General features: G+C 70.9%; 19 protein-coding genes and 1 pseudogene. 13 read left to right on the top strand and 7 right to left on the bottom strand.

The window, feature by feature from the left end:
• Positions 1-106: 106 nt before the first annotated feature.
• Genes KZ829_RS36910 through mnhG form a run of 7 tightly spaced genes read left to right on the top strand, consistent with a single transcriptional unit; the run spans position 107 to position 6,421 of the window.
• Positions 107-577 carry a cation:proton antiporter regulatory subunit gene (locus tag KZ829_RS36910; protein WP_220148472.1) on the top strand — a complete coding sequence of 157 codons (471 nt, stop codon included), beginning with the start codon at positions 107-109 and terminating at the stop codon, positions 575-577.
• The gene (locus KZ829_RS36905; RefSeq protein WP_220148471.1) at positions 571-3,375 is read left to right on the top strand and encodes a Na+/H+ antiporter subunit A; all 2,805 of its coding nucleotides are present in this window, start codon (positions 571-573) and stop codon (positions 3,373-3,375) included. Before KZ829_RS36910 ends, KZ829_RS36905 begins: the two co-directional genes overlap by 7 nt.
• The gene (locus KZ829_RS36900) at positions 3,372-3,764 is read left to right on the top strand and encodes a Na(+)/H(+) antiporter subunit C (protein WP_220148470.1); all 393 of its coding nucleotides are present in this window, start codon (positions 3,372-3,374) and stop codon (positions 3,762-3,764) included. Before KZ829_RS36905 ends, KZ829_RS36900 begins: the two co-directional genes overlap by 4 nt.
• The gene (locus KZ829_RS36895) at positions 3,761-5,251 is read left to right on the top strand and encodes a Na+/H+ antiporter subunit D (RefSeq protein WP_220148469.1); all 1,491 of its coding nucleotides are present in this window, start codon (positions 3,761-3,763) and stop codon (positions 5,249-5,251) included. Before KZ829_RS36900 ends, KZ829_RS36895 begins: the two co-directional genes overlap by 4 nt.
• Complete coding sequence (locus KZ829_RS36890; RefSeq protein ID WP_220148468.1) at positions 5,248-5,781, top strand: Na+/H+ antiporter subunit E; 534 nt, start codon at positions 5,248-5,250, stop codon at positions 5,779-5,781. The genes KZ829_RS36895 and KZ829_RS36890 overlap by 4 nt, the downstream gene beginning before the upstream one ends.
• A complete protein-coding gene (locus KZ829_RS36885) occupies positions 5,778-6,080 on the top strand; it encodes a monovalent cation/H+ antiporter complex subunit F (protein ID WP_220148467.1) in 303 nt (100 codons plus the stop codon). Before KZ829_RS36890 ends, KZ829_RS36885 begins: the two co-directional genes overlap by 4 nt.
• On the top strand, positions 6,080-6,421 hold the full coding sequence (gene mnhG / locus KZ829_RS36880) for a monovalent cation/H(+) antiporter subunit G (RefSeq protein ID WP_220148466.1): 342 nt from the start codon (positions 6,080-6,082) through the stop codon (positions 6,419-6,421). Before KZ829_RS36885 ends, mnhG begins: the two co-directional genes overlap by 1 nt.
• Positions 6,422-6,663: 242 nt before the next feature.
• Here the strand turns inward: mnhG and KZ829_RS43600 are convergent.
• From KZ829_RS43600 to KZ829_RS36865, 3 genes and pseudogenes are all read right to left on the bottom strand, one after another.
• Positions 6,664-6,819: pseudogene (locus KZ829_RS43600) on the bottom strand (ClpX C4-type zinc finger protein); the annotation flags it as partial.
• Between the two features lie 123 nt (positions 6,820-6,942).
• Positions 6,943-7,530, bottom strand: a complete 588-nt coding sequence (locus tag KZ829_RS36870) for a hypothetical protein (RefSeq protein WP_308285820.1) — start codon at positions 7,528-7,530, stop codon at positions 6,943-6,945.
• 518 nt (positions 7,531-8,048) lie between these two features.
• Positions 8,049-8,513: a hypothetical protein gene (locus KZ829_RS36865; RefSeq protein WP_220148464.1), complete on the bottom strand. Its 465-nt coding sequence runs from the start codon at positions 8,511-8,513 to the stop codon at positions 8,049-8,051.
• 107 nt (positions 8,514-8,620) lie between these two features.
• Here KZ829_RS36865 and KZ829_RS36860 point away from each other — a divergent pair, with 107 nt between their 5' ends.
• From KZ829_RS36860 to KZ829_RS36845, 4 genes are read left to right on the top strand one after another with little or no spacing between them, the layout of a single operon-like run.
• Positions 8,621-9,478 (top strand): ABC transporter ATP-binding protein, encoded by an 858-nt coding sequence (locus KZ829_RS36860; protein ID WP_220148463.1) that lies wholly within the window; start codon positions 8,621-8,623, stop codon positions 9,476-9,478.
• A 5-nt stretch (positions 9,479-9,483) separates the two neighbouring features.
• Entirely contained in the window at positions 9,484-10,137 is a 654-nt protein-coding gene (locus KZ829_RS36855; protein ID WP_220148462.1) for an ABC transporter ATP-binding protein, read from the top strand.
• Positions 10,137-13,172 (top strand): FtsX-like permease family protein, encoded by a 3,036-nt coding sequence (locus KZ829_RS36850; protein WP_220148461.1) that lies wholly within the window; start codon positions 10,137-10,139, stop codon positions 13,170-13,172. The genes KZ829_RS36855 and KZ829_RS36850 overlap by 1 nt, the downstream gene beginning before the upstream one ends.
• Positions 13,169-15,814, top strand: coding sequence for an FtsX-like permease family protein (locus KZ829_RS36845; protein WP_220148460.1), 2,646 nt, complete (start codon positions 13,169-13,171; stop codon positions 15,812-15,814). The genes KZ829_RS36850 and KZ829_RS36845 overlap by 4 nt, the downstream gene beginning before the upstream one ends.
• A gap of 11 nt (positions 15,815-15,825) precedes the next feature.
• Here KZ829_RS36845 and KZ829_RS36840 read toward each other — a convergent pair whose 3' ends face one another.
• Positions 15,826-19,626, bottom strand: coding sequence for a CHAT domain-containing protein (locus tag KZ829_RS36840; RefSeq protein WP_220148459.1), 3,801 nt, complete (start codon positions 19,624-19,626; stop codon positions 15,826-15,828).
• 122 nt (positions 19,627-19,748) lie between these two features.
• On the opposite strand from KZ829_RS36840, the gene KZ829_RS36835 reads away from it, so the two are divergent.
• On the top strand, positions 19,749-20,762 hold the full coding sequence (locus KZ829_RS36835; RefSeq protein WP_220148458.1) for a S66 peptidase family protein: 1,014 nt from the start codon (positions 19,749-19,751) through the stop codon (positions 20,760-20,762).
• Here the strand turns inward: KZ829_RS36835 and KZ829_RS36830 are convergent.
• The gene (locus KZ829_RS36830) at positions 20,750-21,313 is read right to left on the bottom strand and encodes a barstar family protein (RefSeq protein WP_220148457.1); all 564 of its coding nucleotides are present in this window, start codon (positions 21,311-21,313) and stop codon (positions 20,750-20,752) included. The two genes, KZ829_RS36835 and KZ829_RS36830, sit on opposite strands and share 13 nt — an antisense overlap.
• Before the next feature lie 18 nt (positions 21,314-21,331).
• The gene (locus KZ829_RS44725; RefSeq protein ID WP_220148456.1) at positions 21,332-21,925 is read right to left on the bottom strand and encodes a TetR/AcrR family transcriptional regulator; all 594 of its coding nucleotides are present in this window, start codon (positions 21,923-21,925) and stop codon (positions 21,332-21,334) included.
• Positions 21,926-22,009: 84 nt separating this feature from the next.
• On the opposite strand from KZ829_RS44725, the gene KZ829_RS36820 reads away from it, so the two are divergent.
• Entirely contained in the window at positions 22,010-22,861 is an 852-nt protein-coding gene (locus KZ829_RS36820) for an alpha/beta fold hydrolase (RefSeq protein WP_220148455.1), read from the top strand.
• Here the strand turns inward: KZ829_RS36820 and KZ829_RS44720 are convergent, their stop codons facing one another.
• Positions 22,862-24,364 (bottom strand): GGDEF domain-containing protein, encoded by a 1,503-nt coding sequence (locus KZ829_RS44720; RefSeq protein WP_220148454.1) that lies wholly within the window; start codon positions 24,362-24,364, stop codon positions 22,862-22,864.
• Positions 24,365-24,476: the final 112 nt, after the last annotated feature.

Below are 24,476 nucleotides of genomic sequence, written 5' to 3'. Positions count from 1 at the left end.
GAAATGGGTGGTGGCCCGCCCCGGGAATGGAGGTCGGTCCCGATGGTCGCCGGGAGGCGGCGCGGCTTGGATGGAGGTCATGCCGGAACGAGTGGGAGGTGGCGTCATGACACTGGAACGGATCGGTCTGCCCGGGGTCGGCGTGTCACACCTGCTCACCACGCAGGACGGGGCGCGGCTGGGGATCGTCGTGCGCCCTGATGGCGGCCGTGACCTGGCCATCTACGATCCGGTCGATCCTGACCGGGCGGCCGGCACGGTGGTGCTGTGCGCCGAGGAGGCGCATCTGGTGGCCGACGTGCTGCACACCATGGTCACGCTCGATCACGTCGACGGGCCGGACCCGGCCGCGGACGGGATGCGGGCGATCCGGATCCGGGTTCCGGCCGGTTCGGGGTCGGTGGACCGGCCGCTGGCCTCACCGCACGGCGCCGACGTCGTCGCTGTGATCCGCGGGGAGCGGATGCTCCCCCACCCGGGTCCCGCCTTTCTCCTGCGGGCCGGGGACGTGCTGATCGCCGTCGGTGGATCGCCGGCGCTGGCCCGGCTGCACGATCTGCTGGCGGCGCCGTGCTGATGCTGCTGGGCGCGCACCTGGTGGCCGCGTTGCTGGCGCCGGTGCTGGTTCGGCTGTGGGGGCCTCGTGCGTTCTATCTGCTGGCGGCCGTTCCGGCGGGTGTGTTCGGGTGGGCGGTGACGCATCGGTCCGGGGAGTGGGTTCAGCCGTGGGTTCCGGGTCTCGGGTTGAGCCTGGCGTTCCGGGTGGACACGCTGTCGTGGCTGCTGGTGTTGCTGGTCGGTGGTGTCGGCGCGCTGGTGCTGGTCTACTGCGCCCGCTACTTCGCGCCGGGTACGGCCGGGCTGGGCCGGTTCGCGGCGGTGTTCACCGGGTTCGCGGGGGCGATGCTCGGCCTGGTGGTCAGTGACGACCTGCTGCTGATGTACATGTTCTGGGAGCTGACCACGGTCCTGTCGTACCTGCTGATCGGGCACACCGGCGAGGCCCGGCCGAACCGGCGGGCGGCGTTGCAGGCGCTGATCGTGACGACGGCCGGTGGGCTGGCGATGCTGGTCGGTCTGGTGATCCTGGGTGAGCACGCGGGCGGTTACCGCTGGTCGCAGGTGGCGGTGGCGCTGCCGGACGGCCCGGTGCTGGTGGTGGCGGTGGTGTTGATCCTCATCGGGGCGCTGTCGAAGTCGGCGATCTTCCCGTTCAGTTTCTGGCTGCCGGCGGCGATGGCCGCGCCCACCCCGGTGAGCGCCTATCTGCATGCGGCGTCGATGGTGAAGGCCGGGGTGTTCCTGGTGGCCGGGTTCGCGCCGATGATCGTCGCGGCGGGTGGGGCGGCCGCGACGGTCTGGAGGGTGTCGGCGGTCGGGCTGGGCCTGGTCACGATGCTGGTGGGTGGTTGGGCGGCGCTCTTCCAGAACGATCTGAAACTTCTTCTCGCGTACGGCACGGTCAGTCAGCTGGGGCTGTTGACCGCCGTGTTCGGGTTCGGGACGGCGGGGGCGGCGCTGGCGGGGACGGCGATGCTGTTCGCGCACGCCCTGTTCAAGGCGGCGCTGTTCCTGGTCGTCGGGGTGATCGACAAGGCGGCGGGCACCCGGGATCTGCGGCGGCTCGACGGGTGGGGTCGGCGTGCGCCGCTGCTGGTGATGGTCGCGGTGCCGGCCGCGTTGTCGATGGCGGGTCTGCCGCCGGCCATCGGGTTCGCCGGGAAGGAGGCGGTGTTCGCCGCGCTGCTGGACGCGGGGGCGGTGGGCCGGCTGGTGCTCGCCGGTGTGGTGGCCGGCTCGGTGCTGACCGTGGCGTACACGGCCCGGTTCCTGTGGGGTGCCTTCGCCCGCAGACCCGCCGCCGAGAACGCCGCGGTCGCGTCCGGTGCGGGCGGGTCGCTGCTGGCCGCTCCGGCGGTGCTGGCCGCTGCCGGGGTGGCGGCCGGTTTCGGGGCGGGGCACCTCGACCGGGTGCTCAGCCCGTACGCCGACGGTTTCCGCGGAAGCGCCGATCACCTCGCGCTGTGGCACGGGCCCGGTGTGCCGCTGGTCCTGTCCGTGCTGGTCGTGGCCGCCGGGCTGCTGCTGTTCCAGGTGTTGCCGGCCGGTCTGGCCGGGCCGCGGCCCGGCGGCCGGGGGTATGAGCGGGTGATGACCGGGACGGACCGGCTCGCGGTGGAGGTGACCGGGGCGACGCAGCGTGGTTCGCTGCCGTTCTATCTGGCGCTGATCCTGCTGATGCTGATCGTGACGGCGGGTCCGGCGATGGTGGCCGGGTGGCCGGGCGCGACGGCGGTGCGGCTGTGGGAGACGCCGTTGCATCTGCTGCCGGTGGCGGTTCTGATCGTCGCCGCCGTGTTCGCGGTGCCGGCTCGGCGCCGGCTCACCGCGGTGATCCTGGTCGGGGTCACCGGTTACGCCAATGCTGTCGTCTTCCTGTTGCACGGCGCGCCGGATCTGGCGCTGACCCAGTTCCTGGTGGAGACGGTCACGCTGGTCATGGTGGTGCTGGTGCTGCGGAGGCTGCCCAGTCACTTCTCGCAGCGGCCCGGGCCGTGGAGGCGCCGGGTCCGGGTCGGGATCGGGGTGGCGGTCGGCACGGTGATGGCCGGGGTGGGCTATCTGGCGGTGTCGGCGCGGCAGGCGGTGCCGGTGTCGCAGGCCTATCCGGAGCTGGTGGTGCCGTTGGGTGGCGGCCACAACATCGTCAACGTGATCCTGGTCGACATCCGCGCCTGGGACACGATGGGCGAGGTCGCGGTGCTGGTCGCGGTGGCGACCGGGGTGGCCAGTCTGATCTTCCGGCGGGCGGAGCGCCTGCATCGGCGCGGGCCGGTGGAGACGCCGTCCGATCCGCCGCGGAACGAGCCGGTGTGGCTGATGGCCGGGCACACCGTGGAGGCGGGGCGGCGGTCGACGATGCTGGAGGTCGTCACCCGGCTGATCTTCCACGTCATCATGCTGCTGTCGGTCTATCTGCTGCTCACCGGCCATGACACGCCGGGTGGCGGGTTCACCGGTGGCCTGGTGGCGGGGCTGGCGCTGACCGTGCGGTATCTGGCCGGGGGCCGGTACGAGCTGGCCGCGGCGGCGCCGGTCGACGCCGGGGCGGTGCTCGGGGCGGGGCTGCTGGTGGCGGTCGGCACCGGGGCCGGGGCGCTGGTGCTGGGTGGGCAGGTGTTGCAGAGCGCCGTCCTGGACCTGCATGTGCCACTGCTCGGTGAGGTGCATGTGGTGACGTCGACGTTGTTCGACATCGGGGTGTATCTGATCGTCGTCGGGCTGGTGCTGGACGTGCTGCGCAGTCTCGGCGCGGAGGTGGACCGGCATGCGGCCGCCGCGGAACCGGCTTCGGCCACGAAGGAGCTGGTATGAGCGTCTCGTTGCTGCTGGCGGTCGGCGTGTTGTTCGCCGCCGGGACGGTGCTGTTGCTGGAACGTACGCTGACCCGGGTGTTGCTGGGCGTCATGCTGCTGGGCAACGGGGCGAATCTGCTCGTGCTCACGGCCGCCCGGCCCGGGGCGCCGCCGATCGTGGGCGTCGCCGACCCGGCGGAGATGACCGATCCGCTGCCGCAGGCGATGATCCTGACCGCGATCGTGATCACTCTCGGGATGACGGCGTTCCTGCTGGCTCTGGCGTACCGCAGTTGGTTGTTGACCGGTCATGACGAGGTGCAGGACGACGCCGAGGACCGGCGGGTGCGGGAGCTGGCCGACCGTGACGAGGGATCCGACGCCGAGGCCCTGGAGGCTTCGCGATGACGTGGCTCGTTCCTCTGCCGGTGGTCATGCCGCTGCTGGGTGCCGCGGCGACACTGTTGATGTTCCGGCGGCCGCGGGTGCAGCGGGCGATCAGTGTGAGCGTGCTCGCCGCGACCCTGGTGGTGTCGGCCGTGCTGCTGGTGCTGGCCGCCGACGGGCCGCTGGTCGTGGCGGTCGGTGGCTGGCCGGTGCCGTTGGGGATCGTGCTCGTCGCCGACCAGTTGGCCACGCTGATGCTGGTGGTGTCGTCCGCGGTGACGCTGTGTGTGCTGCTCTACTCGATCGGGCAGGGCGGCACGGACGGTGACGAGGAGCATCCGCTGTCGGTGTACCACCCGACCTATCTGATCCTGACCGCGGGTGTGACGAACGCGTTCCTCTCCGGTGACCTGTTCAATCTGTACGTCGGGTTCGAGATCCTGCTGGCGGCCAGCTATGTGCTGATCACGCTGGGCGGGACCGAGACGCGGATCCGGGCGGGGACGACGTACGTGGTGGTCAGCCTGCTGTCGTCGGTGATCTTCCTGGCCGCGATCGGGCTGATCTATGCGGCCACCGGGACGCTGAACATGGCGCAGCTGGTGGAGCGGCTGGACGCGCTGCCCGACGGTGTACGGCTGGTGTTGCAGGGCATGCTGCTGCTGGCGTTCGGGATCAAGGCGGCGATCTTCCCGCTGTCGGCGTGGCTTCCGGACAGTTATCCGACGGCGCCGGCGCCGGTCACGGCGGTGTTCGCCGGGCTGCTGACGAAGGTGGGCGTGTACGCGATCATCCGGACCGAGACGCTGCTGTTCCCCGGCGGGCGGGTCGCCGACCTGCTGATGGTCGCGGCGCTGTCGACCATGGTGGTCGGCATCCTGGGCGCGGTGGCGCAGTCCGACATCAAGCGGCTGTTGTCGTTCACGCTGGTCAGTCACATCGGCTACCTGTTGTTCGGGGTGGGCCTGGCGTCGCGGGCCGGGCTGTCGGCGGCCGTGTTCTACACGCTGCACCACATCGTGGTGCAGACGACGTTGTTCCTGGTGGCGGGGCTGATCGAGCGGCGTGGCGGGAGTACCGCGCTGGATCGGCTGGGCGGGCTGGCGCGGACGGCGCCGGTGCTGGCGGTGCTGTTCTTCCTGCCGGCGCTGAACCTGGCCGGGATACCGCCGTTCTCCGGGTTCCTCGGCAAGCTGGGGCTGATCCAGGCCGGCGCCGGCGACGGTTCGGCGCTGTCGTGGCTGCTGGTGGCCGGGTCGGCGGTGACCAGCCTGCTCACCCTGTACGCCCTGGCGCGGGTGTGGAACCTGGCGTTCTGGCGTACCCCGGCGACCGTTCCGGTGGCGGCGCCGCTGCGGTCGTCGCGGCTGATGGTGACGTCGACCGCCGCGCTGGTCGTGGCGGGGATGCTGTTCACCGTGGCGGCCGGGCCGCTGTACGCGCTCACCGACACGGTGGCCGCGGATCTGCTGGCGAGAAGCCCCTACGTACGGGCGGTGCTGCCATGATGGCGGGCACGCGGGACCGGCTGGTCGCGGTCGCCGCGCTCACCGTGGTGTGGATGCTGCTGTGGGGCTCGTTCTCGTGGTTGACGCTGTTCGGTGGCCTGCTGGTGTCGGTGCTGGTGCTGGCGGTGTTCCCGCTGCCGCGGGTGACGTTCGCGGGGCGGCTGCGGCCGGTCGGGCTGCTGCGGTTCACGGTCCGGTTCGTCATAGACCTGTGGGTGGCGAGTTTTCAGCTGGCGTGGACGGCTCTGGCGGGGCGGCGGGCGCCGCGCAGCGCGGTGCTGGCGCTTCGGCTCGCGGTCCGGTCCGATCTGAATCTGACGATGTGTGCGGAGGCGGTGTCGCTGGTGCCGGGGAGCCTGATCGTGGACCTGGACCGGGAGGCCGGGGTGCTCTACGTCCATGTGTTCGATGTGGCCGGGCCGGCGGACATCGCCCGGTTCCGGCGGGATGTTCGTGGGATCGAGCGGCGGATCATCGGGGCGGTCGGTTCCGATGCCGAGATCGCCGCCGTCGAGGGAGGTGCAGGATGATCGTCGTCGCTGTGTTCCTTGCCGCTGCGGCGGGATTGACACTGGTCCGCATCGTCCGGGGGCCGTCGACGCTGGACCGGATCGTGGCCATGGACGTGCTGCTCGCGATCACGGTGTGTGCGATCGCCGCGGAGGCCGCCTACAGCAGGGACGCGACCGGGCTTCCGATTCTGCTCGGGTTGTCGCTGCTCGGTGCGGTCGGTTCGGTGGCGGTGGCCCGGTTCGCCGATCCGGCGGCCCGGTCCGGGCCGGGCCGCCCGGCGTCGCGGGAGTCCGGCACCGTGGCGGGAGGGTCGTGATGGGTGTGCTGGACGCCGTCGCCGGGTTCTGTCTGCTGGGCGGGGCGCTGCTCAGTCTGGCCGCCGGGGTCGGGCTGCTGCGCTTTCCGGACCTGTTGTCGCGGATGCACGCCGCGACCAAGCCGCAGGTGCTGGGCCTGCTGCTGATCCTCACCGGTACGGCGATCCGGCTCGGCACCGTCGTGGACATCACCACCCTGGTGCTGGTCGGCGTCTTCCAGTTGATCACGGCTCCGGTGGCGGCACACATGGTGGGGCGTGCCGCCTACCGGGCCGGGCTGGTGCGCCGTGAGCTGCTGCTGACCGACGAGCTGGCGGCGGCCCGTGGCCGGGAACACTGAGGAGGCCGTTTCTACTCCTCGCCGGAAAAGCGTTCCCATGTGGATTGCCGGGTGATGCCGAGCGCGCCGCCGATGCGCGCCCAGGTGACGTTGCGGCCGCGCAGGGTGGACACCAGCCGTTTGAGGTTCGCCTCGATCTGGGCGCCCACCGCGGCCACCCGGGGCAGCAGGTCCAGGAGTTGTTCGTCGGTCATCGACTCCTCCCAGGCCGGCAGTGGGGTCGGCCCGGCCGGGTTCTGCCGCTCGATCTCGAGGATGTCGTTGCACAGTTGGACGCATTCGTTGCAGATGTAGACGCCGGGGCCCGCGATCACCTTCTCGACCTCGGTGTGGGGTTTGGCGCAGAACGAGCAGCTGAGCTGAAGGGGGGTGGTGGTGGCGTTGGCTCCGCTGGTCATGACGGCCTCCCAGCCCGACTCGGATGTCAGGGTTGCCCTGACGCCACCTTACGGGAAGGTCGCCGGATATCGATAGACATGGTTCGGGGACGCCTGGCGGGCGTCCCCGAACCGACAGGTGCGCTACAGGGCCAGGATGGCCAGGACCTGATTCAGCAGGTCGGCGAGCTGAGCCAGCGGGAACGGCAGGCCGCCGTCGAGCAGGCCGGCGATCGCGCAGAGCAGATTGCCGAGCAGATTGCCGGGCCCCGAATGCGCCGTGATGTCGAGGACCACGGTGTTGAGGTGAACCGTCAGGCCGAGCAGATTCAGGTCCAGCGGGCCGAGCACCAGGTGCAGGATGTTGCACGCCGCCAGGGCGCTGGCGTCGCCGGAGCCGGGAAGCTGCACCGGCAGGGTCACCGTCTCGTCCGCGGTGCCGACGGCGGTGCCGGCCGAGTCGGTGAGCACCGCGTGCAGGGTGCCGACGGCCACCAGCTCGTCGCCCTGGACGGCGAACTCGGTCGGGACGAAGGTGCCGGTGACCTGCCCGATGCCTCCCGACGCATCAGTGAAGGCGCCCTGGACACTGGACGTCATCGTTCCCTCGGCGGCCTTCGCCACCGCGGGCGGTTGAGCGGGCGCGGCGGCAGCGGGTGCCGCGACGGCACCCACGGTGGCCAGTGCCAGCGCACCGGCCAGCAGCATCTTCGGGATGGTCGTCAGGCGCACGATCGCTTCCTTTCATCGATGAACGTTGTCGCGCCCACCGGTGCCCGAGCAGAGATCCGTAAAACCGGATGAGCGGTTCACGGGAATCCAAATGGTGCAATGTGGATCATTGTCGGCTGATGGCGGGTTGGAGGCCGGCCCGAGCGGAAGCCCGACTGCGGCCTACTTCAAGGAGATGAACGCCCTGCCGCACGGCTGGAGTCGCGGCACGATACTGTCCGCGCATGCGTCGATCTTGGCCGGTCCTGTGCCTGGGAGCACTGTTAGTCACGCTGGCAGGGTGCGCCTCGGAGGAAGGGCCTGATGTTCCGCCGGTGTCGACGTCGTCTGCCCCGCCGGTCTATTACACCGGGCTGACTGGTGGCTCGGCGGTAGGCGGTCGGCTGACGGGGTTCGGTCCGGAGGGTGAGTGACGCTTCGCGCCGTAGCGGGCCCTGCGGCCTCGACCCGGCAATCGGTGGCGGTGCGCCACTCCGACGGGGTGGGTTCGGCGGGGGGCGGCGCAGGCCGTACGAATGCTAAGTGGTTTGCAAGTTTTTGAGGGTTTCGTTCAGGACGGTGGCCATTTCGGTGGCGTGAGCGGTCATGTCGGCTTCGGAGGCGATCGGGGCCGGCAGCGTCATCTTCGCGACGAGGATGGCGTTGCGGGAGACGGCCTCGCCGTGCAGCGTGGTCGCGGGCATGAGTTTGCCGGGCGGGTCGGCGATGAGCATGGCCTTGTCACCGACGTCGTCGAGGCCGGTGACGAGCATGCCGGCCTGGCGGGCCGATTTCTCGCTCTGATCGAAATTCTTCGAGCTGGATGCGCCGGTGCGATCGATGGTGACGGTGACGTCGTTGTCGCAGGTGTAGCCGTATGTCGTCTCGCTGTCGTGGGCGAGCGTGCAGGCCGCGCCGGTCCACGGGGTGTCGTCGAGTGCGGGTGAGGTGCACCCCACAGCGAGCACCAAAACAGTTAGCGTTAACAGCACCTGTCGATTCATCCGCTCCCCCAGCCGTTCGAAGATCCATTCTCTCAGGGCTGGTTGACCGCGGTCACAACGGAGGGTTACATAGGCTCGCTCATGATCCGTCAGAAAGTTGAGATGTCGTGATCGTCTGCGAGAGTCTGGTTCGGATCTATCAGACCGGGTCGATCGAGGTGCAGGCGCTGCAAGGTTTGGACCTGGCCGTCGATGAGGGTGAGATGGTCGCCGTCGTAGGGGCGTCCGGGTCGGGCAAGTCGACGCTGCTGTCGATTCTCGCCGGGATCGACGCGCCGACCGCCGGGCGGGCCCGGGTCGCCGACTGGGATCTGCTGGCCATGTCGCGCGGCGACCGGGTGCGGTACAGGCGGCACACGGTCGGGTTCGTGCGACAGCAGACCGCCGCGAACCTGGTGCCCTATCTGACGTCGCGGCAGGTGGTGGAGCTGCCGATGGCCGCCGCCAAGATGTCCGGAAAGGAACGCCGGATCCGCGCCGACGAACTGCTGGCCGCGCTGGATGTGGCCGACTGCGCGGACCGGCGGCCGGCGCAGATGTCCGGTGGGCAGCAGCAGCGGGTGGCGATCGCGGTGGCGCTGGCCAACCGGCCGCGGGTGCTGCTGGCCGACGAGCCGACCGGTGAGCTGGACACCGCGACGTCGGCGGGGGTGTTCGAGGCGATGCGGAAGGTGAACCTGGAGTTCGGGGTGACCGTCGTGGTCGTCACCCACGATCCGGAGGTGAGCGGGCAGGTGGAGCGTACGGTGGCGATCCGGGACGGCCGCACCAGCAGTGAGGTGTTGCGCCGCACCGAGACCGGCGCCGACGGGGACACTCTGGTGATCGCGGAGGAGTACGCGGTGATGGACCGGGCTGGCCGGGTGCAGATCCCGCGCGAGTACCGGGAGGCGCTCGCGCTGACCCGGCGGGTGCGGCTGGCGCTGGAGGCCGATCACGTGACGATCCGGTCGGACCCGTCGTGACGGCGATGGTGCGCATCCGTGGGGTGCATCGCCGGTTCGGGCAGGTGCACGCGCTGCGCGGGGTGAGTTTCGACGTGCCGGCCGGGAGCATGGTGGCGCTGGTCGGGCGTTCCGGTTCGGGCAAGACGACGCTGCTGAACGTGGTCGGCGGCCTGGACCGTCCGGACGAGGGCACCGTCGAGGTGGACGGCGCCGAGGTCACCGGCCTGGACGAGGACGGCCTGTCGCGGCTGCGCCGGGAGAAGGTGTCGTACGTGTTCCAGACGTTCGGCCTGATCCCGGTGCTGTCGGCGGCCGAGAACGTGGGCGCCCCGCTGCGGCTGGCCCGGATGCCGGCCGCCGACCGGGAGAAGCGGGTGGCGCTGCTGCTCGACCTGGTCGGTTTGGGTGAGCACGCGAGACAGCGGCCGGGTGAGCTGTCCGGCGGGCAGCAGCAGCGGGTCGCGATCGCCCGGGCGCTGGCGTCGTCGCCGCGGCTGCTGATCGCCGACGAGCCGACCGGGCAGCTGGACGCGGAGACCGGCCGGTCCGTGATGGCGCTGCTGCGTGCGGTGGTCGAGTCGGAGAAGGTGACGGCGCTGGTGTCGACGCACGATCCGGTGATGATGGCGCTGGCGGACCGGGTGGTCCGGATCAGCGACGGGCAGGTCGACGAGTAGTGCTGGGGCTCGTCGGGCGCCGGGCGCGGGCGCAGTGGCCGCTGCTCGCCGCGCTGCTGGCGGTGGTGACGGCCGGGGCGGCGCTGCTCGGGGTGTGTGCGCTGCTGGTGACGGTGAGCGCGGACCGGGCGCGGGAGAAGGCGGCCGCGGCGGCCACGCCGGCGCGGACCGAGGTGACCGGGTACGCGGTGACGGTCGCCCGCGCCGACGTGCCCTCGGTGGTGGCCGACACCGGGCGGGTGCTGGCCGAGGCGCTGGCGCCGTTTCCGGTGGCCATGTCGGGGCGGGCGTCGTCGGTGATGCGGCCGCTGTCCGACGGCCGGATCGGTTATCTGTCCGGGGTGGAGGATCTTCCGGAGCGGGCGTCGCTGGTGTCGGGGCGCTGGCCCGGTTCCGCTGATGAGGCCGCCGTACTCGAACCGACGGCCCGGCTGCTGGATCTGACGGTCGGTGACCGGGTCGCTCTCGGGGCTGAGCAGGCCCGCGATCCGGCGCCGCCGGTGACGATCAAAATCACGGCGATCGTACGGACGAAGCCCGGCGCCGGCTGGGATCGTGACCCGCTCGGCGGCACCGGATTCGACCTGGCGTACCGGGGTGCGAGCGCGTTGCAGCCGGCCGAGGCGTACGGGCCCTTCCTCGTCGACTATCCCGGCCTGCTGTCGGGCACGTCGGCACTGTCCCGGCTGGAGATCACCGCCCGCCCCGATCTGTCCGATCCCGACCATCGCGCGCTGGCCCGGATCGAGGCCGGCACCCTGGCGGCCGACCGGCGGCTGTCGGCGGTGCTCGGTGAGCGGGTACAGATCGAGCGGGTCGGTTCCGCCCTGCCCGGGGTGCTGGCCGAGGCCCGCCGGCAGCAGCAGGTCACCACGGCCGCGGTGCTGGCGGTCGGGGTCCTGGCGGTGGCGCTGACCGCGGCCGCTCTGGCGCTGGCCGGCCGGCTGACCGCGGACGTACGCGGCGAGGAGACGGCGCTGCTGTCGGCGATGGGCGCGAGCCGATGGCAGCTGGGCGGGGTCGCGGCCGCCGAGGCGGGGCTTCTCGCGCTGGTCGCGACGGTTCTGGCGGTGCCGTTGTCGTCGGCGGCGCATGTCTGGCTCGGCGGGGACCTGGCGGTCACCGGTGTGCAGGTGGGTGCGGTGGCCGCCGGGACGCTGCTGGCCATCCTGGTGACGGCCGGTGGGCGGCAGCGCCCGGCGCCGCTGGCCCGGTCCGGCGCCGATCTGCTGCTGGTGGCGCTGGCGGCGGCCGGCTGGTGGCAGTTGACGTCGCAGCCGGACACCGCCCAGACGCGGGTCGACGCGGTCCGGATCCTGTCCCCCGCGCTGCTGCTGGCCGCGGGTTGTGTGCTGGCGCTGCGGCTGGTGCCGCCGGCGCTCACCATGGCGGACCGTCTGGTCCCGCGCACCCGCGGTCTTCCGGTGCCGTTGGCCGTGGTCCAGGCCGCCCGCCGGCCCACCGCGGCCGCCCTGCTGATCGCGCTCGGATGTGCGGCCGCCACGTTCGGGGTCGCTTTCGACGCCACCTGGCATCGGTCCCAGCACGATCAGGCCGACCTGTCGGTCGGCACCGATCTGGCGATCACCCTGGGCGGCGCGCCGTCCGCCGGGCAGGGCGCGGTCGTGGCGGCGGCGGTCGGCGGGACGGTCGCCCCGGCTACGAACCGGGGTGTCGCCGTGGGCCAGTGGCTGGGCGGCAACAGTGAGCCGCCCCGGCTCGTCGCCGTCGACGCCCACCGGGCCGGAACCCTGCTGCGCGGCGGCGGCGAGGACTGGGCGGCGGTCGGCGCGGGCCTCGCCCCGGTCGCCGCTGCCGAAGGCATCACGGTGCCGTCGGGGAGCCGGATCACGGTGACCGGCCGGGCCACCGGGGCCGTGCAGTTGGCCACCACGCCGCGACTGATCCTCCAGGACCCGACCGGGTTGCGGACCGTGTGCTCGGCGGCGGCGACCCCGTTGGACGGGCGACCGCACGAGTTGCCGGGATGCGCCGACGGGGACGGGCTGCGGCTGGTGGCCGTGCTGTTGCCGGTCACCTCCGACGCGCTCGGCTGGGACGCGACCGGCGACAGCCGCATCGACGTCACGGTGACGATCCCAGGCGCGTCCGGCGGTGCACCGTGGACGGCCGCCTCGTCGCAGCCCTATCCGGAACAGTTGCGGGAGCCGGCGATCACGGTTTCCGGCGCGACGTTGCGGATGACCGCGACGGTGGAGCTCGGCGGTCCGACCGAGGCGGCCCGCCAGGTGGTCGCGACGTCGTTCCCGGATCCCGGGGTGGTGCCGGTGGCGGTGTCGCGGCGGCTCGCCGAACAACTGTCGGTGTCGCCCGGATCGGAGTTGCAGGTGACGGTCGGCAACACGCCCGTACCGGTGAAGGTCGCCTCGATCGTGCCCGGCGTGCCGTCGGCGCCCGGGTCGGTGGCGCTGCTCGCCGACCTGGACACGCTGTCGCGGGCGCTGCTCGTGCGCGGTGACCCGCAGATGCCGGTCGACGCGTGGTGGGTCGCCCATCCGTCGAACGCCACGGCTTCCGCCGGGCTCCATCTCGGTGAGGTCCACACGCGTACGGGTGAAGCCATGCGATTGACCACCGGACCGGTTCCCGCCGGGCTGCCCGCGGTGTTGCGGCTGCTGGTCCCGGCCGCGGTCCTGCTGCTGCTCGCCGGGGTGACCCTGCACGTGACCTGTGACCTGCACGCCCGCGCCGTGGAGGTGGCCCGGTTGCGTGGTCTCGGGATGCGGCGGCGCGAGATCCGTACCGCCCTGCTCGGCCAGCACACGATCGTCATGGTGCCGCTGCTGGCGGCCGGCGCGGCCGTGGGCGCCCTGGCCACGTGGGTGGTGGCGCCGCTGATGATCCGTTCGGAGCTGGGGGCGGCGCCGGTGCCGGGCGTCGCGCCGGTGTGGCCGTGGCCGGCCGAGCTGGCCGTCCTCGGCGCTCTGACCGCCGGTTGCCTGATCGCCGTCGCCGGGGTCGTGATCGTCCAGTCGCGGCGCGCCGACGCCGCCCACCTGCGGGTGACGTCATGACCGTGTTGACGGGCCGGCTCTCGGTCCTGCGGGTCGGCCTGCACTGGCCCAGCGTGCGGGGACGGGCCCGCGCCGACACCGGCCCGCTGATCCTGTCCGCGCTGGTGGTGGCGCTGGTCAGCCTGCTCGCCGGGGCGGTTCCCGGGTTGATGCGCGACACCGCCGACGCCGCCGTCCGCGACGCCGTCCGCCAGGCCGGGCCCAGCGCCGACGTGACCGTGCAGGCCCGCTGGGAACCGGACGACTTCACCAGCGACGGCTCCCCCGGCCGGATGCGGATGTCACATCTCGCCGCCGACCTCGCCGACCTTCGCGGCCGGTCCCTCGAACAGCTCAGTCCTGATCTGCGGGCGGCGCTGCGGCCGCCGGTCGCGTCGGTGATCACTCCCACGTTGCGGTTCACCGACGGCAGCGTGCTGCGTACCTTCCGGATGGCCTATCTGGACGGCGGCGACAGCCCGGCGGTGGAGTGGATCGACGGTTCGGCGCCTTCGGCGACCGTCGACGGCCAGGCCGACGTGCCCTACAACGGGCCACCATGGCGGGTGCGGGTCGGTCTGAGCGAGTCGGCGGCGGCTTCCTCAGGGGTACGGCCGGGAGCACTCCTTCAGGTACGCGACGAGCGCGGTGCGACCAAGAACGTACAGGTCAGTGGCATTTTCCGTCCGGTGGACCGCAATGATCCGGCGTGGCGTCTCGCGCCGTGGCTGCTGGATCCGGCCGCCGACGCGGACGGCGCCGGAACGACCCGGTTCGGTGGCCTGTTGACGGCCGAGTCGCTGCCGGACGCGCGGTTGGCGTTCAAGCCGGACGAGCTGCGGCGGATCGTCACGTTCTCCCCCGACCCTTCGGTGCTCACGTGGGAGACGGCGCACGGCATCGCGGCCACGGCGATCACGTTGAAGGCGACGTCGGCGACGTCCAGCAGTTTCGACACGGCGCCCACCTGGAACACCCAGCTCGACTCGGTGCTGCGGGACGTGACCGAACAGGTTTCGGCGGCCCGGGTGCAGGCGTCGGTGCTGCTGTTCGCGGTCATCGCCGGGGCGGTGCTGGTCCTGGCGCTGGCCGCTTCGCTTCTGGGCCGCCGTCGTTCCGCGGCGTTGGCGCTGGCCCGTCAGCGGGGTGCCACGCTGCCCGTCCTCGGCACCGAGCTGCTCCTCGAATCGGGGCTGGTCACGCTGGTGGCGGCCGCTGTCGGGTGCGCCGCCGCCTACCTGGTCACGGGCAGTGTGGCCGGGTGGTGGGTGGCGCCGGTGGTTCTCGCCGCGGCGGGCGCCGGTCCGGCGTACGGGATCATCGCGGCGGCCTCGGCCACCCGCGACCGTAAGGTGCCCGCGAACCGGTCCGCTCGCCGCTGGTTGCGTCACACCGCCGCGCTGCGCCGAGCCGCCACCGAGGTCGCGGTCCTGCTGGCGGCCACCGCCGCCGTCGTGTCCCTCTTCCAGCGTGGTCCCGCCCCCGGCCTGCCCGCCCTGGCGCCGACCCTGGCGGCGGTCGCCGCTTCTCTTCTGCTGCTGCGCCTGCTGCCGCTGGTGACCGGGCTGGTGCTGCGCCGGTTGTTGCGGTCGCGACGTCCGCTCGCGGTGTTCGGCGCGGCCCAGGCGGCGGAGAGTTCCGGCCGGGCGTTGCCGGTGCTGACGCTGGTCACGTCGGCGGTGCTGGCGGTGTTCGCGCTGACCTTGGGCGCGACCGTGCGGCAGGGCCTGATCGACGGCGCCCGCGAGACGGTCGGCGCCGACGCCCGCATCGACATCACCGACGACGCTTCCGGCACGACGGCATCGGTGGCCGAACGCATCGCCGCGCAGCCGGGGGTGACGTCGGTGACCACCGCCCAGGTGATCGACGGAGCGCGCATCATCGCCGGCGAGGCCCTGGTCCCGTCCCGCTTGGTCATCCGCTCCGGTGGGGTCCCCGACCCGTCGGTGCCCGCGCTGGTCCGCTCGGCCTCCGGCCAGCTGCGCCCCGGCATGTCCTTGGAACTGCGCCGCGACGACGAACCACCGGTCCGCTTGACGGCATCCGGCGTGGCCCCGGTGGTGAGCGGCGCCGACGAGGTGGTCATCGTGGACGCGGCGGCCCTGACGGCCGCCGGCGTCGAATCAGTCCCGAACACGATCTGGGTGAACGGCCCCGGCACCGAATCCGCCGTCACCGGTGCCGGCGCGCTCCTGCGTTCCGAGGTGTTGCGTGACCGCCAAGGCGCCCCGCTGGTGAACGGCCTCCTCTGGCTGTCCTGGGCTTCGGCCGTGTTGTTGGTGCTGCTCGGGTTGGCCGGGTTCGCGCTGGCCGCAGCCGCGGGAGCCCCGCAGCGCTGGCAGACCCTGAGCCGCCTCCGCACGCTGGGCCTGACCCCGCGAGACGCCCGCCGAGTCGCAGCCGGCGAACTCCTGCCGTGGGCCCTGACAGCCGCGGTGGGTGGAGTCCTGGCCGGTGCCGCCTTGACGGCGTTGTTCAGTGCGCTGGAATTGCGGCTCCTGACCGGTCAGGAGGTCGACCCGGCAGTCATGTGGCCATGGCTTGGCCTGGCCGTGGTGGCCGCACTCTTCGTCGCGGCGGTCCCGGTGATCGTCCGCTTCGAAGCCGTAGCACGCCGCCGCCGTCAACTGGCCGAGGTCCTCCGCGTTGGCGGCCAGTAGCGTCCCTACATTCACTGGAATCCATCCATCAGCTGATGGATGGCCTGGACAATTTCCGTTGCGCCGATCTTCTCAGCGGCGGACAGGCTCGCCTCCAGAACCGGTCTTGCCTTTTCCTGCCGCCCGAAGGCCACGAGGAACTGTCCAAGAGTGGTACCGACAATCGCGATACCGTCGGCTTGCCGAAGTTGCTGAAAAGCTTGGAATGACTCAACAAGGCGGGGGAATGCGGCCTCAAAATCTTCCCGCATAATATCAATTTGAGCCAGTTCCCATTTTGCAGCCGCAATTCCATCCAGCGCACCTAACCGCTCATTCGCACGTAACCGTTTGGTTTGCAGGGAAGCCGCTTCATCGTATTCTCCCCTCCGGACGTGGATGTTAGCAATCCTGCCCCAGATAATCGCAGCCGAATGTGCGTCACCGAGCCGCTCATAGACCGGCAACTCGACCTCACGGCGAATACGCAAGACCTCGTCGTACTCACCACGCCAGTAGAGAATGTCAGCGACCTTGCCCCAGGTGACCGCAGCTGAATGCTTGTCCTGAAGCCGCTCATAGACCGGCAACTGCACTTCGCGGCGAAGACGCAAGGCCTCGTCGTGCTCACCGTTCCGGAAGAGGATGTCAGCAACCTTGCCCCAAGTAGCCGCAACCGAGTGCGCGTCGCCGAGCCGCTCATAGACCGGCAACTCGACCTCACGGCGAATACGCAAAGCCTCCTCGGACTCACCACGCTGAAAGAGAATATCGGCGATCTGGCCCCAGGTAACCGCAACCGAGTGCGCGTCGCCGAGCCGCTCATAGACCGGCAACTCGACCTCACGGCGAATACGCAAAGCCTCCTCGGACTCACCACGCCAAAAGAAGATGTCAGCGACCTTTCCCCAAGCGACCGCAGACTCACGGACTTGCCCGAGCCGCTCATAGACCGGCAACTCGATCTCACGGTGAATACGCAAAGCCTCCTCGTACTCTCCGCGCCGGAAGAGGACGTCAGCGACTACTCCTTGACATCTGGCGGCTTCGTATTCGGATCCTGCGGCGGTGAACATTTGGTGGGCTTGCCGGAGGATTTGTTCGGCTTGCTGCAGCTCACCACGGTCAACCAGGTAAATGGCGTGTTCGGCCAGGACGCGGGCGCGATCGAGCGGGTCACTCTGTTCGACTCCTTCGGCTTGTGTCTGCCGGATCGCCCGGTTGTAGAGCGTCCCGGCCGTCTGGCCGTCTCCGCTGGTTTTCGCCACTTCAGCGACCCACCGAAGTAGTAGCAACGGCACCGGCACCTGGTGCCCGTCAAGCAGGGTGATGGCCTCTTCGCCGAGTCGGAACGCATCGACTGCCGACCCGGAACGCAGCGCCTCCACGGCGCCGGGGGCGCAGTCGGCAACTACTCGCGGGGTGTCGGCATGCAGGGCGATCCGGGTCAGTTGCAGGTCCAGGCCTGTATCGCGGCCGCGTTCCGTATCGCCGCCCCAGGCGGTATACAGCGGCTCAATGACCACGCCGGCCAGATCGGTGATCTTGTCGCTGGTGAGCGGGTCAAGGCGCCCGGCGGCCAGGGCGTTGGCGGCCAGGGCCGGCCGTTGTGGGTCATAGGCGTCCGAGAAGACGTCGAGCAGGCCGAGCCCGAGCAGTCGGGTTGTCGAGCCTCCGGTCCGGTGAGCCAGGGTGTCGGTCACGGGCTCGGGCACCGGCAGATCGAACAGGGTAAGGCCTCGCAGCAGCGCGCGATGCGCTTGCCCGGCCTGCTCGATCAGCGTGTCCAGGGCCAGGTTCTCCAGGAATTCGCGCAGCTTGGCCTCCGAAGGCGGCTGGCCCTGATGTAGATAGTCCTCCATGCCGGCGACCGCGCTCTCCGCCCGGCCAAGGTCGATCTGGTCGCTGAAGACCAGGCGCAGACCGATGAGGTCCTGTAGGCCCGGGTTGCCACGGCTGACCGTCATCGCGCGTTCGGCAAGCGCGTCTCGCTCCTGCCGGCGTTGCAGGGTGACTTGCGCTTGTTGCCGGTTGAGCAGCTTGCGCTGGGCGACCGGCGACAGGGGGCGCAGCGGCACCTGCTCCAACCGGGAGTCCAGACCATCGAGAGTGAACCGAAAACGGCTGGTCATCAGCAGGCGACTGTCGGTGAGGCTCGGGTCGAACACCCGCAGCACGCCTGCCAGCACCGGAGCCACCCGCGAATCGACTCGATGCGGGCCGTCGGGGTCCGGCAGAAGGACCTGTTCGAGATCGTCGATGACGAGCAACAGCGGTCGCCGTCCGTCGGTGGCCTGCGCGCACGGTCCACTCAGCAGGTCGATCAGTAGCTCTTCCAGCGCTTCGGGCCGGTCACGGACGTCTGGTCGCCGCCGCTTGATGAGCTCTCGGGCCTCCGGGTTGGCGCGTACCGCTTCGTCGACCGCTTCCAGGATCGCGGCGACGCTGTAGTCGCCGAAGACCACCGCCGGTGCGAGCTGTGGGCAGCGGTCCGCGATCCGGGCCGCCAGACTGGATTTGCCGAGGCGGCCCTGCCCGTGCAGCAGCACTCCCGCCTTGTCCTGCCCGCGCAGGGCCCGCAACGCGCGTTGAAGCTCGGGACGACGGCCGACGAACATGGCCGGAGCCGCGACCGGGACATGCTGCTTACGGTCCAGGAAGACCTTGGTCCCGTGCACCGCCGACACCCGCGACCGCCGGTTGATTCCGGTCACGAGCGGGCCACCGCCGGTCGGCCCGAGCCACAGCCTGGCCAGGTGCCAGTCCGTGCGTACCGCACGGTCGTCGGAGTTGAGCAGGGTCCGGCGGGCGTCGCCGACGGCCACCGCGAGGTCGGCGCGGTTGCTCAGCTGCTTGTAGAGATCCTTGGCGAACACGGTCGCGGCCCGGTCGCCGACCGAGCCGTCCCAGCCCAGCACCGCGGGGACGCCCGCCGTGACCAGGGCTGTCGACATCGAGTGAACCAGCATCGGGTCCATCCCCCCGTCCGCCGTCCCGGTGCGGCGCCCGGCACCCGCCGGAAGATGCCCGGCCGCGCCGGCCGCCGTCGCGGTCAGGCACGCCGACACGAACAGCAACCTCGGCCGGATGGTCATCAGCCGTACCAGGTCGGCGGCCGTGGTCGGCAGGTCGTCGCCGACCTCGTCCTCCATCATCAGGACCGGCTCGGCGGGCTGTCCCGCCCGTACCGGATATCTGTTGACGCCATGGCAGGAAAGATGGACGACCGGCATGCCGCCCAGGTCGGCGAGTCGGCGGCCCAGTTCCTCAGGGTTGCCGGTGTCCTCGACCACCAGGTCGACGCGGGTGTCGTCGACGGCGGCCAGGATCGCCGCCTCCTCGGCTTCGAAGTCGAGTTCATGCTGCCGTCGTGGTGACGACGCCATGAACGCCAGTCCCAGCCGGTAGCCGTCAGGCTCCGGTGCGGCCTCGGGGACACCGAGGCGGCGCACCACCCCGAAGCGCACCAGCGCGTCCGCCGCCAGAAACCCGCCGTCCTGGCGCGCCAGCAGCTCAAAGGGCGCCCGTAGCACCGCCCACGCCCGTTCCGAAGGCGCCCGCTCAGCCCGAATCTCGAAGGTCACCGGCGCCGAGACCCGAGCCAGAAGTGCCGTCAGCTCGCCCTGGTCACCGTCCAGCCACGACCACAGCTCCTGACCGAGCGTGAGGAAGACGTCGTCGCCGGCCTCGGACTGCACCGCCCGCACGTATCGTGCCGCGAGATCGGACAGCAACTTCTCGTCCGCCTCGGTCAGCGCCCGGCGCGGCCCCATCCGCTGATCCCCGGCCACGATCTCGAAGCCGGAACTGTCCACCACCACACCGGTCGCCACGAGCCACCTCCTACCGGATACCGACGGACAGCGACTCACACCTCCTAAATCATCCTAGGAACCTGGGCCGAAGCCCTGGGAAATGTGTGGCGGTTCGTCACACGCCCGGGCACGATGCCCGAATGCTTCCCACGCTGCGCCCACGCGCCTTGAAGCCCGGGGACCTGATCGTGATCGCGGCCCTGTCCGGCCCACTCCCCGACATCTACGAACCCCACGTCGAGCAGACGATCATCGTGCTCGAACGGATGGGCTTCCGGGTTCGCCGGGCCCCGCTCCTCGAGGCAGGGCGCCGGCATTGGTGGAGCGCCGCCACCCCTGCGGAGATCGCCGCCGAGCTCAACGGCTTCCTGCGCGATCCCGAGGTACGCGCGATCGTCGCGAACGACGGCGGCCAGACAGTCCTCGGCTACCTCGACCTGATCGACGTCGAGGCCATCGAAGCCGACCCCAAACCCATCCTCGGCTACAGCGACATCTCCCTGCTGCATCTGGTCCTCCACGCGCGTACGGGCCTGATCGGCTTCCACGCCGACATGGCCACCCCCGGCTTCGGCGGCCATTGGCAGACCGCATCACCGTCCCGCCGAGCCGAACTCGAAGACCTCTACTCCCGCCTGCTGACCAGCACCGACCCGCTCGGCCCGCTGCCCACCCGCCCGTCCTGGGAGTGCTGGCGTCCCGGCCGCGCCGAGGGCCCCTTGATCGGCGGGGTGATCAACCGCGTCGTCCTGGCCCAGGCGACGCGCTTTGCGCTTCCCCCGGACCGGTACGAGGGAGCCGTTCTGTTCTGGGAGGAGATCGGCGGCGCGGCCGCGCACGTGTGGAGCTACCTACAGGTGATGCGCCACGCCGGCATCCTCGACCGCATCTCCGGCATGGTCGTGGGCACCCCGCGCGACATCCACGGCCTGGAGGATCCGGACGCCTCCCCCACCCTCGCCGAGATAGTCCTCGACGTCCTCGGCGACCGCGACATCCCGGTCCTGGGCAACGTCGACATCGGGCACGCCGGCCCGAACCTGCCGATGCCGGTGGGCATCCGAGCCGCCCTCGACGCCACTCAACGGACCTTGTCCCTGCTCGAACCTGCTGTACGACAGGCCGGCGGGGTCGGCGACGATCAGCTTTCTTGAGGGTCGCTTCCCGGCCAGTCGGCGCCGGTGAGGGTGGCCACCAGCCGGCCGTCGGCAAGCGTCACGCTGACGTCCATGCCGGATGCCGCACCGTCGGCGAAGGCGGTGGGCTCGGTGGCCAGGAGTACGAAGTGCAAGGAGAAGGGCGGCCAATCCTCGTGGGGGATGCCGTCGGCGTCGAGTTGGAGGTTCGCCTTCCATCCCGCTTGGCAGAGCACCGAGATGAAGACGCCCAGGAAGTCGGCGTGGGCCAGGTGATCGGCGTCGTCGATCAGGACGGCGAGCCCTTGCCCGGCCGTCTCATGGCCGTGCCAGTCGTGCAGGCAGTCGACGAGAGCGTCCCAGTTGCGGCCGAAGTACCCGGGGAACGACAGCTCACGTGCGAAGGCCGTGAAGAGTGACGCCGGGTCCCGCAGTTCCGCGCCCGCCATCCGTACGATCATGCCGCCCTGATCCCGCAGGGCGCCCGCCTCGGCGGTGACCCACGGGTCGTCCGCGCGGGTGACCACGACCCACGGTGACCGGCATTCGGTGAGAGTGGGGTTCGGCATGCCGATGATCCTTCCAGCTCAGCGAAACAGGCGGTCGAGCTGGTCGTCGACCAGGGACATGGCCTCGTCGGGCGGGTAGAGGCCGATGAGGATCGGGCCGATCAACCCCTGGGTGAGGAAGTAGAGGGCGGGCGCCTCGCGATCGGGATCGATCCCGTCGCGAAGTTCCCCGAGGCGGGCCGCCTCCCGGAGGTTCGCGGTCGAGACGGTGAGGATGCGCGCGTACCCGTCACGTAGTTGCTGTGCGTATTCGGGTGTGACGGTGGCGGCGGAGAAGAAGGCGATGTTCACGCAGGCCTCTTCGCGGCCGGGTTCGTCGACCGGGAGCATGACCGCGGTGGCGGCGCGGATGACGTCGCGGCGGGTGGGGTTCTCGAGAGCGGCGAGGGTGGCCTGCATGCGCGCGAGCACGCGGGCCCGCATGTGGCCGAGGGCGAACAGCAGCATCTGGTGCTTGGTCGGGAAGTAGTACTGCACGGTGCCCATGGAGACGCCGGCCTGTACGGCGACGTCACGCAGGCTGACGGCTTCGAATCCGCGGGTTCCGATGACGGCGAAGACCGCTTCGGCGAGGAGCCGGCGGCGCTGTTCGTGGTCGACCTGCTTCGGCACGGCACCGAACCTATCTCATGCGGGCGCATTGCAAGGGGTGGCCGCACCCCGTTATCATGCGAGTGCATGAAAACGGAGGCAGACATGGCAATCGAGTACGCCACGAACGGTGACGCCAAGATCGCGTACGAGACCTTCGGCTCCACCGGTGAACCGTTGCTGCTGGTTCTGGGGATCGACTACCAGATGGTCTGGTGGAACGACGCGTTCTGTGAGCGCCTGGTCGAGGCCGGGTTCCACGTGGCCCGCTACGACAACCGCGACACCGGCCTGTCCACGCACTACCCGGAGCCGGCGAAGGGCAGCCGCCGCCCGCTGTACACGATGAACGACATGATCGACGACGGGCTCGCGGTGATGGACGCGCTCGGCTGGGCCGGCGCGCACGTCCTGGGCGGCACGTCGGCGATCGCGCAGGGCATGGCGCTCCTGCACCCCGGCCGGGTCCGCGGCCTCACCCTCTGCATGGGCAGCCCGGCCACCGCGGGAGTCCTGCGGACGCTGCGCTACCTCAAGCTCGGCTTCTTCAAGGAGTTCCGCAAGCTGCCGAAGGCCACCACATCGGAGCAGAAGATCGAGAACGAGGTCGCGATCTACCGGGCGCAGGCCTCCCCCGGCTACCCGTTCCCGGAGAAGTGGGTCCGCGAGGCGGCGACTCTGGGTCACGAGCGCTCGCCCCGCGATCCGCGGACGACGCGGCGGCACATGGCCGCCGGCCGGGCGGTGAAGCTGCCGCCGCTGTCCGGCATCACCGCGCCGACGCTTGTCGTGTCGGGCGCCGACGACCCGATGCTCAAGCCGAACGCGGGCCGCGATCTGGCCGCTCAGATCCCCGGCGCGCAGTTCGTGGAGTACCCCGGCGTGGGCCACGACCTGCCCGAGGGCATCTGGGACGACGTGATCGCCCGGATGCCCCGCTCCGCGCGGATCGCCTGACTATCCGGCGGTGATCGCGACCCGGCCGCGGCCGTGGTGCTTGGCCTCGTAGAGGCTGCGGTCGGCGTCGGAGAGCAGGGCCGGCAGCTCGGCCCGGCTGCCGTGGTGGACGCCGATGCTGACCGAGACGGTGAGGCCGGACGCGATCTCGCCCCACGGATGGGTGCGGACCGCGTCCAGGATCTGCCCGGCCCGGGCCTCCGGCACGCCCGGCAGCACCTCGGCCAGGATGACCACGAACTCGTCCCCGCCGAGCCGGGCGGCCAGGTCGGCGGGCCGGACCTGCGCGGCGAGGATGTGCCCGAGCCGGACCAGCACCAGGTCACCGACATCGTGACCGAACCGGTCGTTGACCGTCTTGAAATGGTCCGCGTCGATCATCATCACCGCGTACGACCCGTGGTCCGTGGCGTTGCCGAGGGTGTCCAGGTAGGCCTGGTATCCGCGACGGTTGGCCAGCCCGGTCAGGTCGTCGACGACGACGTCCCGGCTGAGCTGTTCGTGATCCTGGCGGCGGCGTTCGACGGCGATGGCGTCCCGCATGGCGGCCATCCGGTCGAGCCGGTCGTTCCAGCGCAGTCGGGCGAGCTCGTCGCCGTACCGGATCGCGGTGGGGTTGGTGCCGGGCCGTTTGGCGATGAGCGCGAGTTGCAGCAGGTAGACGTGGGTCGGTAGCTGGTAGGGAAAGTCCTCGGTGGCTTCTTCGGCGAGTTGCGCGGCGCGGGCGGCGTCGCCGGCACGGGCGGCCCGGATGGCGTCGCTCAGGGTGGCGACACGCTCGTCGACCGGCACGCCGCGGTCGGCGGGCAGCCCGGCGACGGCGGCGAGCAGGTCGCGGTTGCCGTGGAACTCGACGACCCAGATGGGCGGCCATTCGGCGTCGGTGACGTCGGCGAAGTCTTCGGTACGGGTGGGCCAGTCGCCGATTCCGGCGAGCCCCGCCGCCCAGTCCAGCGACAGGTCGAGTTCGTTGATGGCCACGACGCGCGACTGGCGTCTCCCGGTGGGGCTGGTGTCGCCGGCCATGAGCTGCCGGGTGCGTTCGTAGTATTCGAGGGCGAGTTCCCAGAGCCCGAGTTCGTGGGCGACGCTGCCGACCTGGATGAGGGCCGCGGCCCGGTGCACGACCGGCTCGTCCGAGGGGTGGTCGAGCAGCACGACGGCCTGGGCCAACAGGCGGGACGCCGAGTCGCCGGCGGCGGTGGTGTTGCGGTGGTTCCTGGCGCGCCGGTCGGCCTTGACGGCGAGGGAGAGGGCAAGCAGGGCCGGGCTGTCGAGAGCGACGGCGGCGGCGAGCATGGCGTCGACGTGCTCGGTGTCGTCGAGTCCGGCATCCAGGCAGGCCAGGGACCGGGCGAAGTGCAGGAGCAGGCGTACGTCGTGCCAGCTGTGGGCGATGGCCTCCCGGTCGGCGGCCTCGACCCGGGCGGCGTCGTGGTGCCCCTGGGCGGCCTCGATCAGCAGGTACGCCTCTTCGATGGCGTCCGTGTGCCGGTCGGTCACCGTTTCTCACCAGTCTCGATCTCGGATGGCAGTTCTCCAGGTATATCGTCTGCCGCCGCGGAAACCTGGGAACTTCTCGCATGTCGCCGCATCGAGGAGTCTTGACGCCTGG

The sequence above is a fragment of the Actinoplanes hulinensis genome, assembly GCF_019429605.1.
GTDB classification, from domain to species: Bacteria; Actinomycetota; Actinomycetes; order Mycobacteriales; family Micromonosporaceae; genus Actinoplanes; species Actinoplanes campanulatus.
This window is presented reverse-complemented; position numbering and strand designations above follow the sequence as displayed.

What these genes read in the sequence shown, in the direction of transcription:
- KZ829_RS36910 (WP_220148472.1), top strand. Translation starts at nt 107, where the DNA reads ATGACACTGGAACGGATCGGTCTGCCCGGGGTCGGCGTGTCACACCTG.
- KZ829_RS36900 (WP_220148470.1), top strand. Translation starts at nt 3,372, where the DNA reads ATGAGCGTCTCGTTGCTGCTGGCGGTCGGCGTGTTGTTCGCCGCCGGG.
- KZ829_RS36895 (WP_220148469.1), top strand. Translation starts at nt 3,761, where the DNA reads ATGACGTGGCTCGTTCCTCTGCCGGTGGTCATGCCGCTGCTGGGTGCC.
- KZ829_RS36890 (WP_220148468.1), top strand. Translation starts at nt 5,248, where the DNA reads ATGATGGCGGGCACGCGGGACCGGCTGGTCGCGGTCGCCGCGCTCACC.
- KZ829_RS36885 (WP_220148467.1), top strand. Translation starts at nt 5,778, where the DNA reads ATGATCGTCGTCGCTGTGTTCCTTGCCGCTGCGGCGGGATTGACACTG.
- mnhG (WP_220148466.1), top strand. Translation starts at nt 6,080, where the DNA reads ATGGGTGTGCTGGACGCCGTCGCCGGGTTCTGTCTGCTGGGCGGGGCG.
- KZ829_RS36865 (WP_220148464.1), bottom strand. Translation starts at nt 8,513, where the DNA reads ATGAATCGACAGGTGCTGTTAACGCTAACTGTTTTGGTGCTCGCTGTG.
- KZ829_RS36855 (WP_220148462.1), top strand. Translation starts at nt 9,484, where the DNA reads ATGGTGCGCATCCGTGGGGTGCATCGCCGGTTCGGGCAGGTGCACGCG.
- KZ829_RS36845 (WP_220148460.1), top strand. Translation starts at nt 13,169, where the DNA reads ATGACCGTGTTGACGGGCCGGCTCTCGGTCCTGCGGGTCGGCCTGCAC.
- KZ829_RS36835 (WP_220148458.1), top strand. Translation starts at nt 19,749, where the DNA reads ATGCTTCCCACGCTGCGCCCACGCGCCTTGAAGCCCGGGGACCTGATC.
- KZ829_RS36830 (WP_220148457.1), bottom strand. Translation starts at nt 21,313, where the DNA reads ATGCCGAACCCCACTCTCACCGAATGCCGGTCACCGTGGGTCGTGGTC.
- KZ829_RS36820 (WP_220148455.1), top strand. Translation starts at nt 22,010, where the DNA reads ATGGCAATCGAGTACGCCACGAACGGTGACGCCAAGATCGCGTACGAG.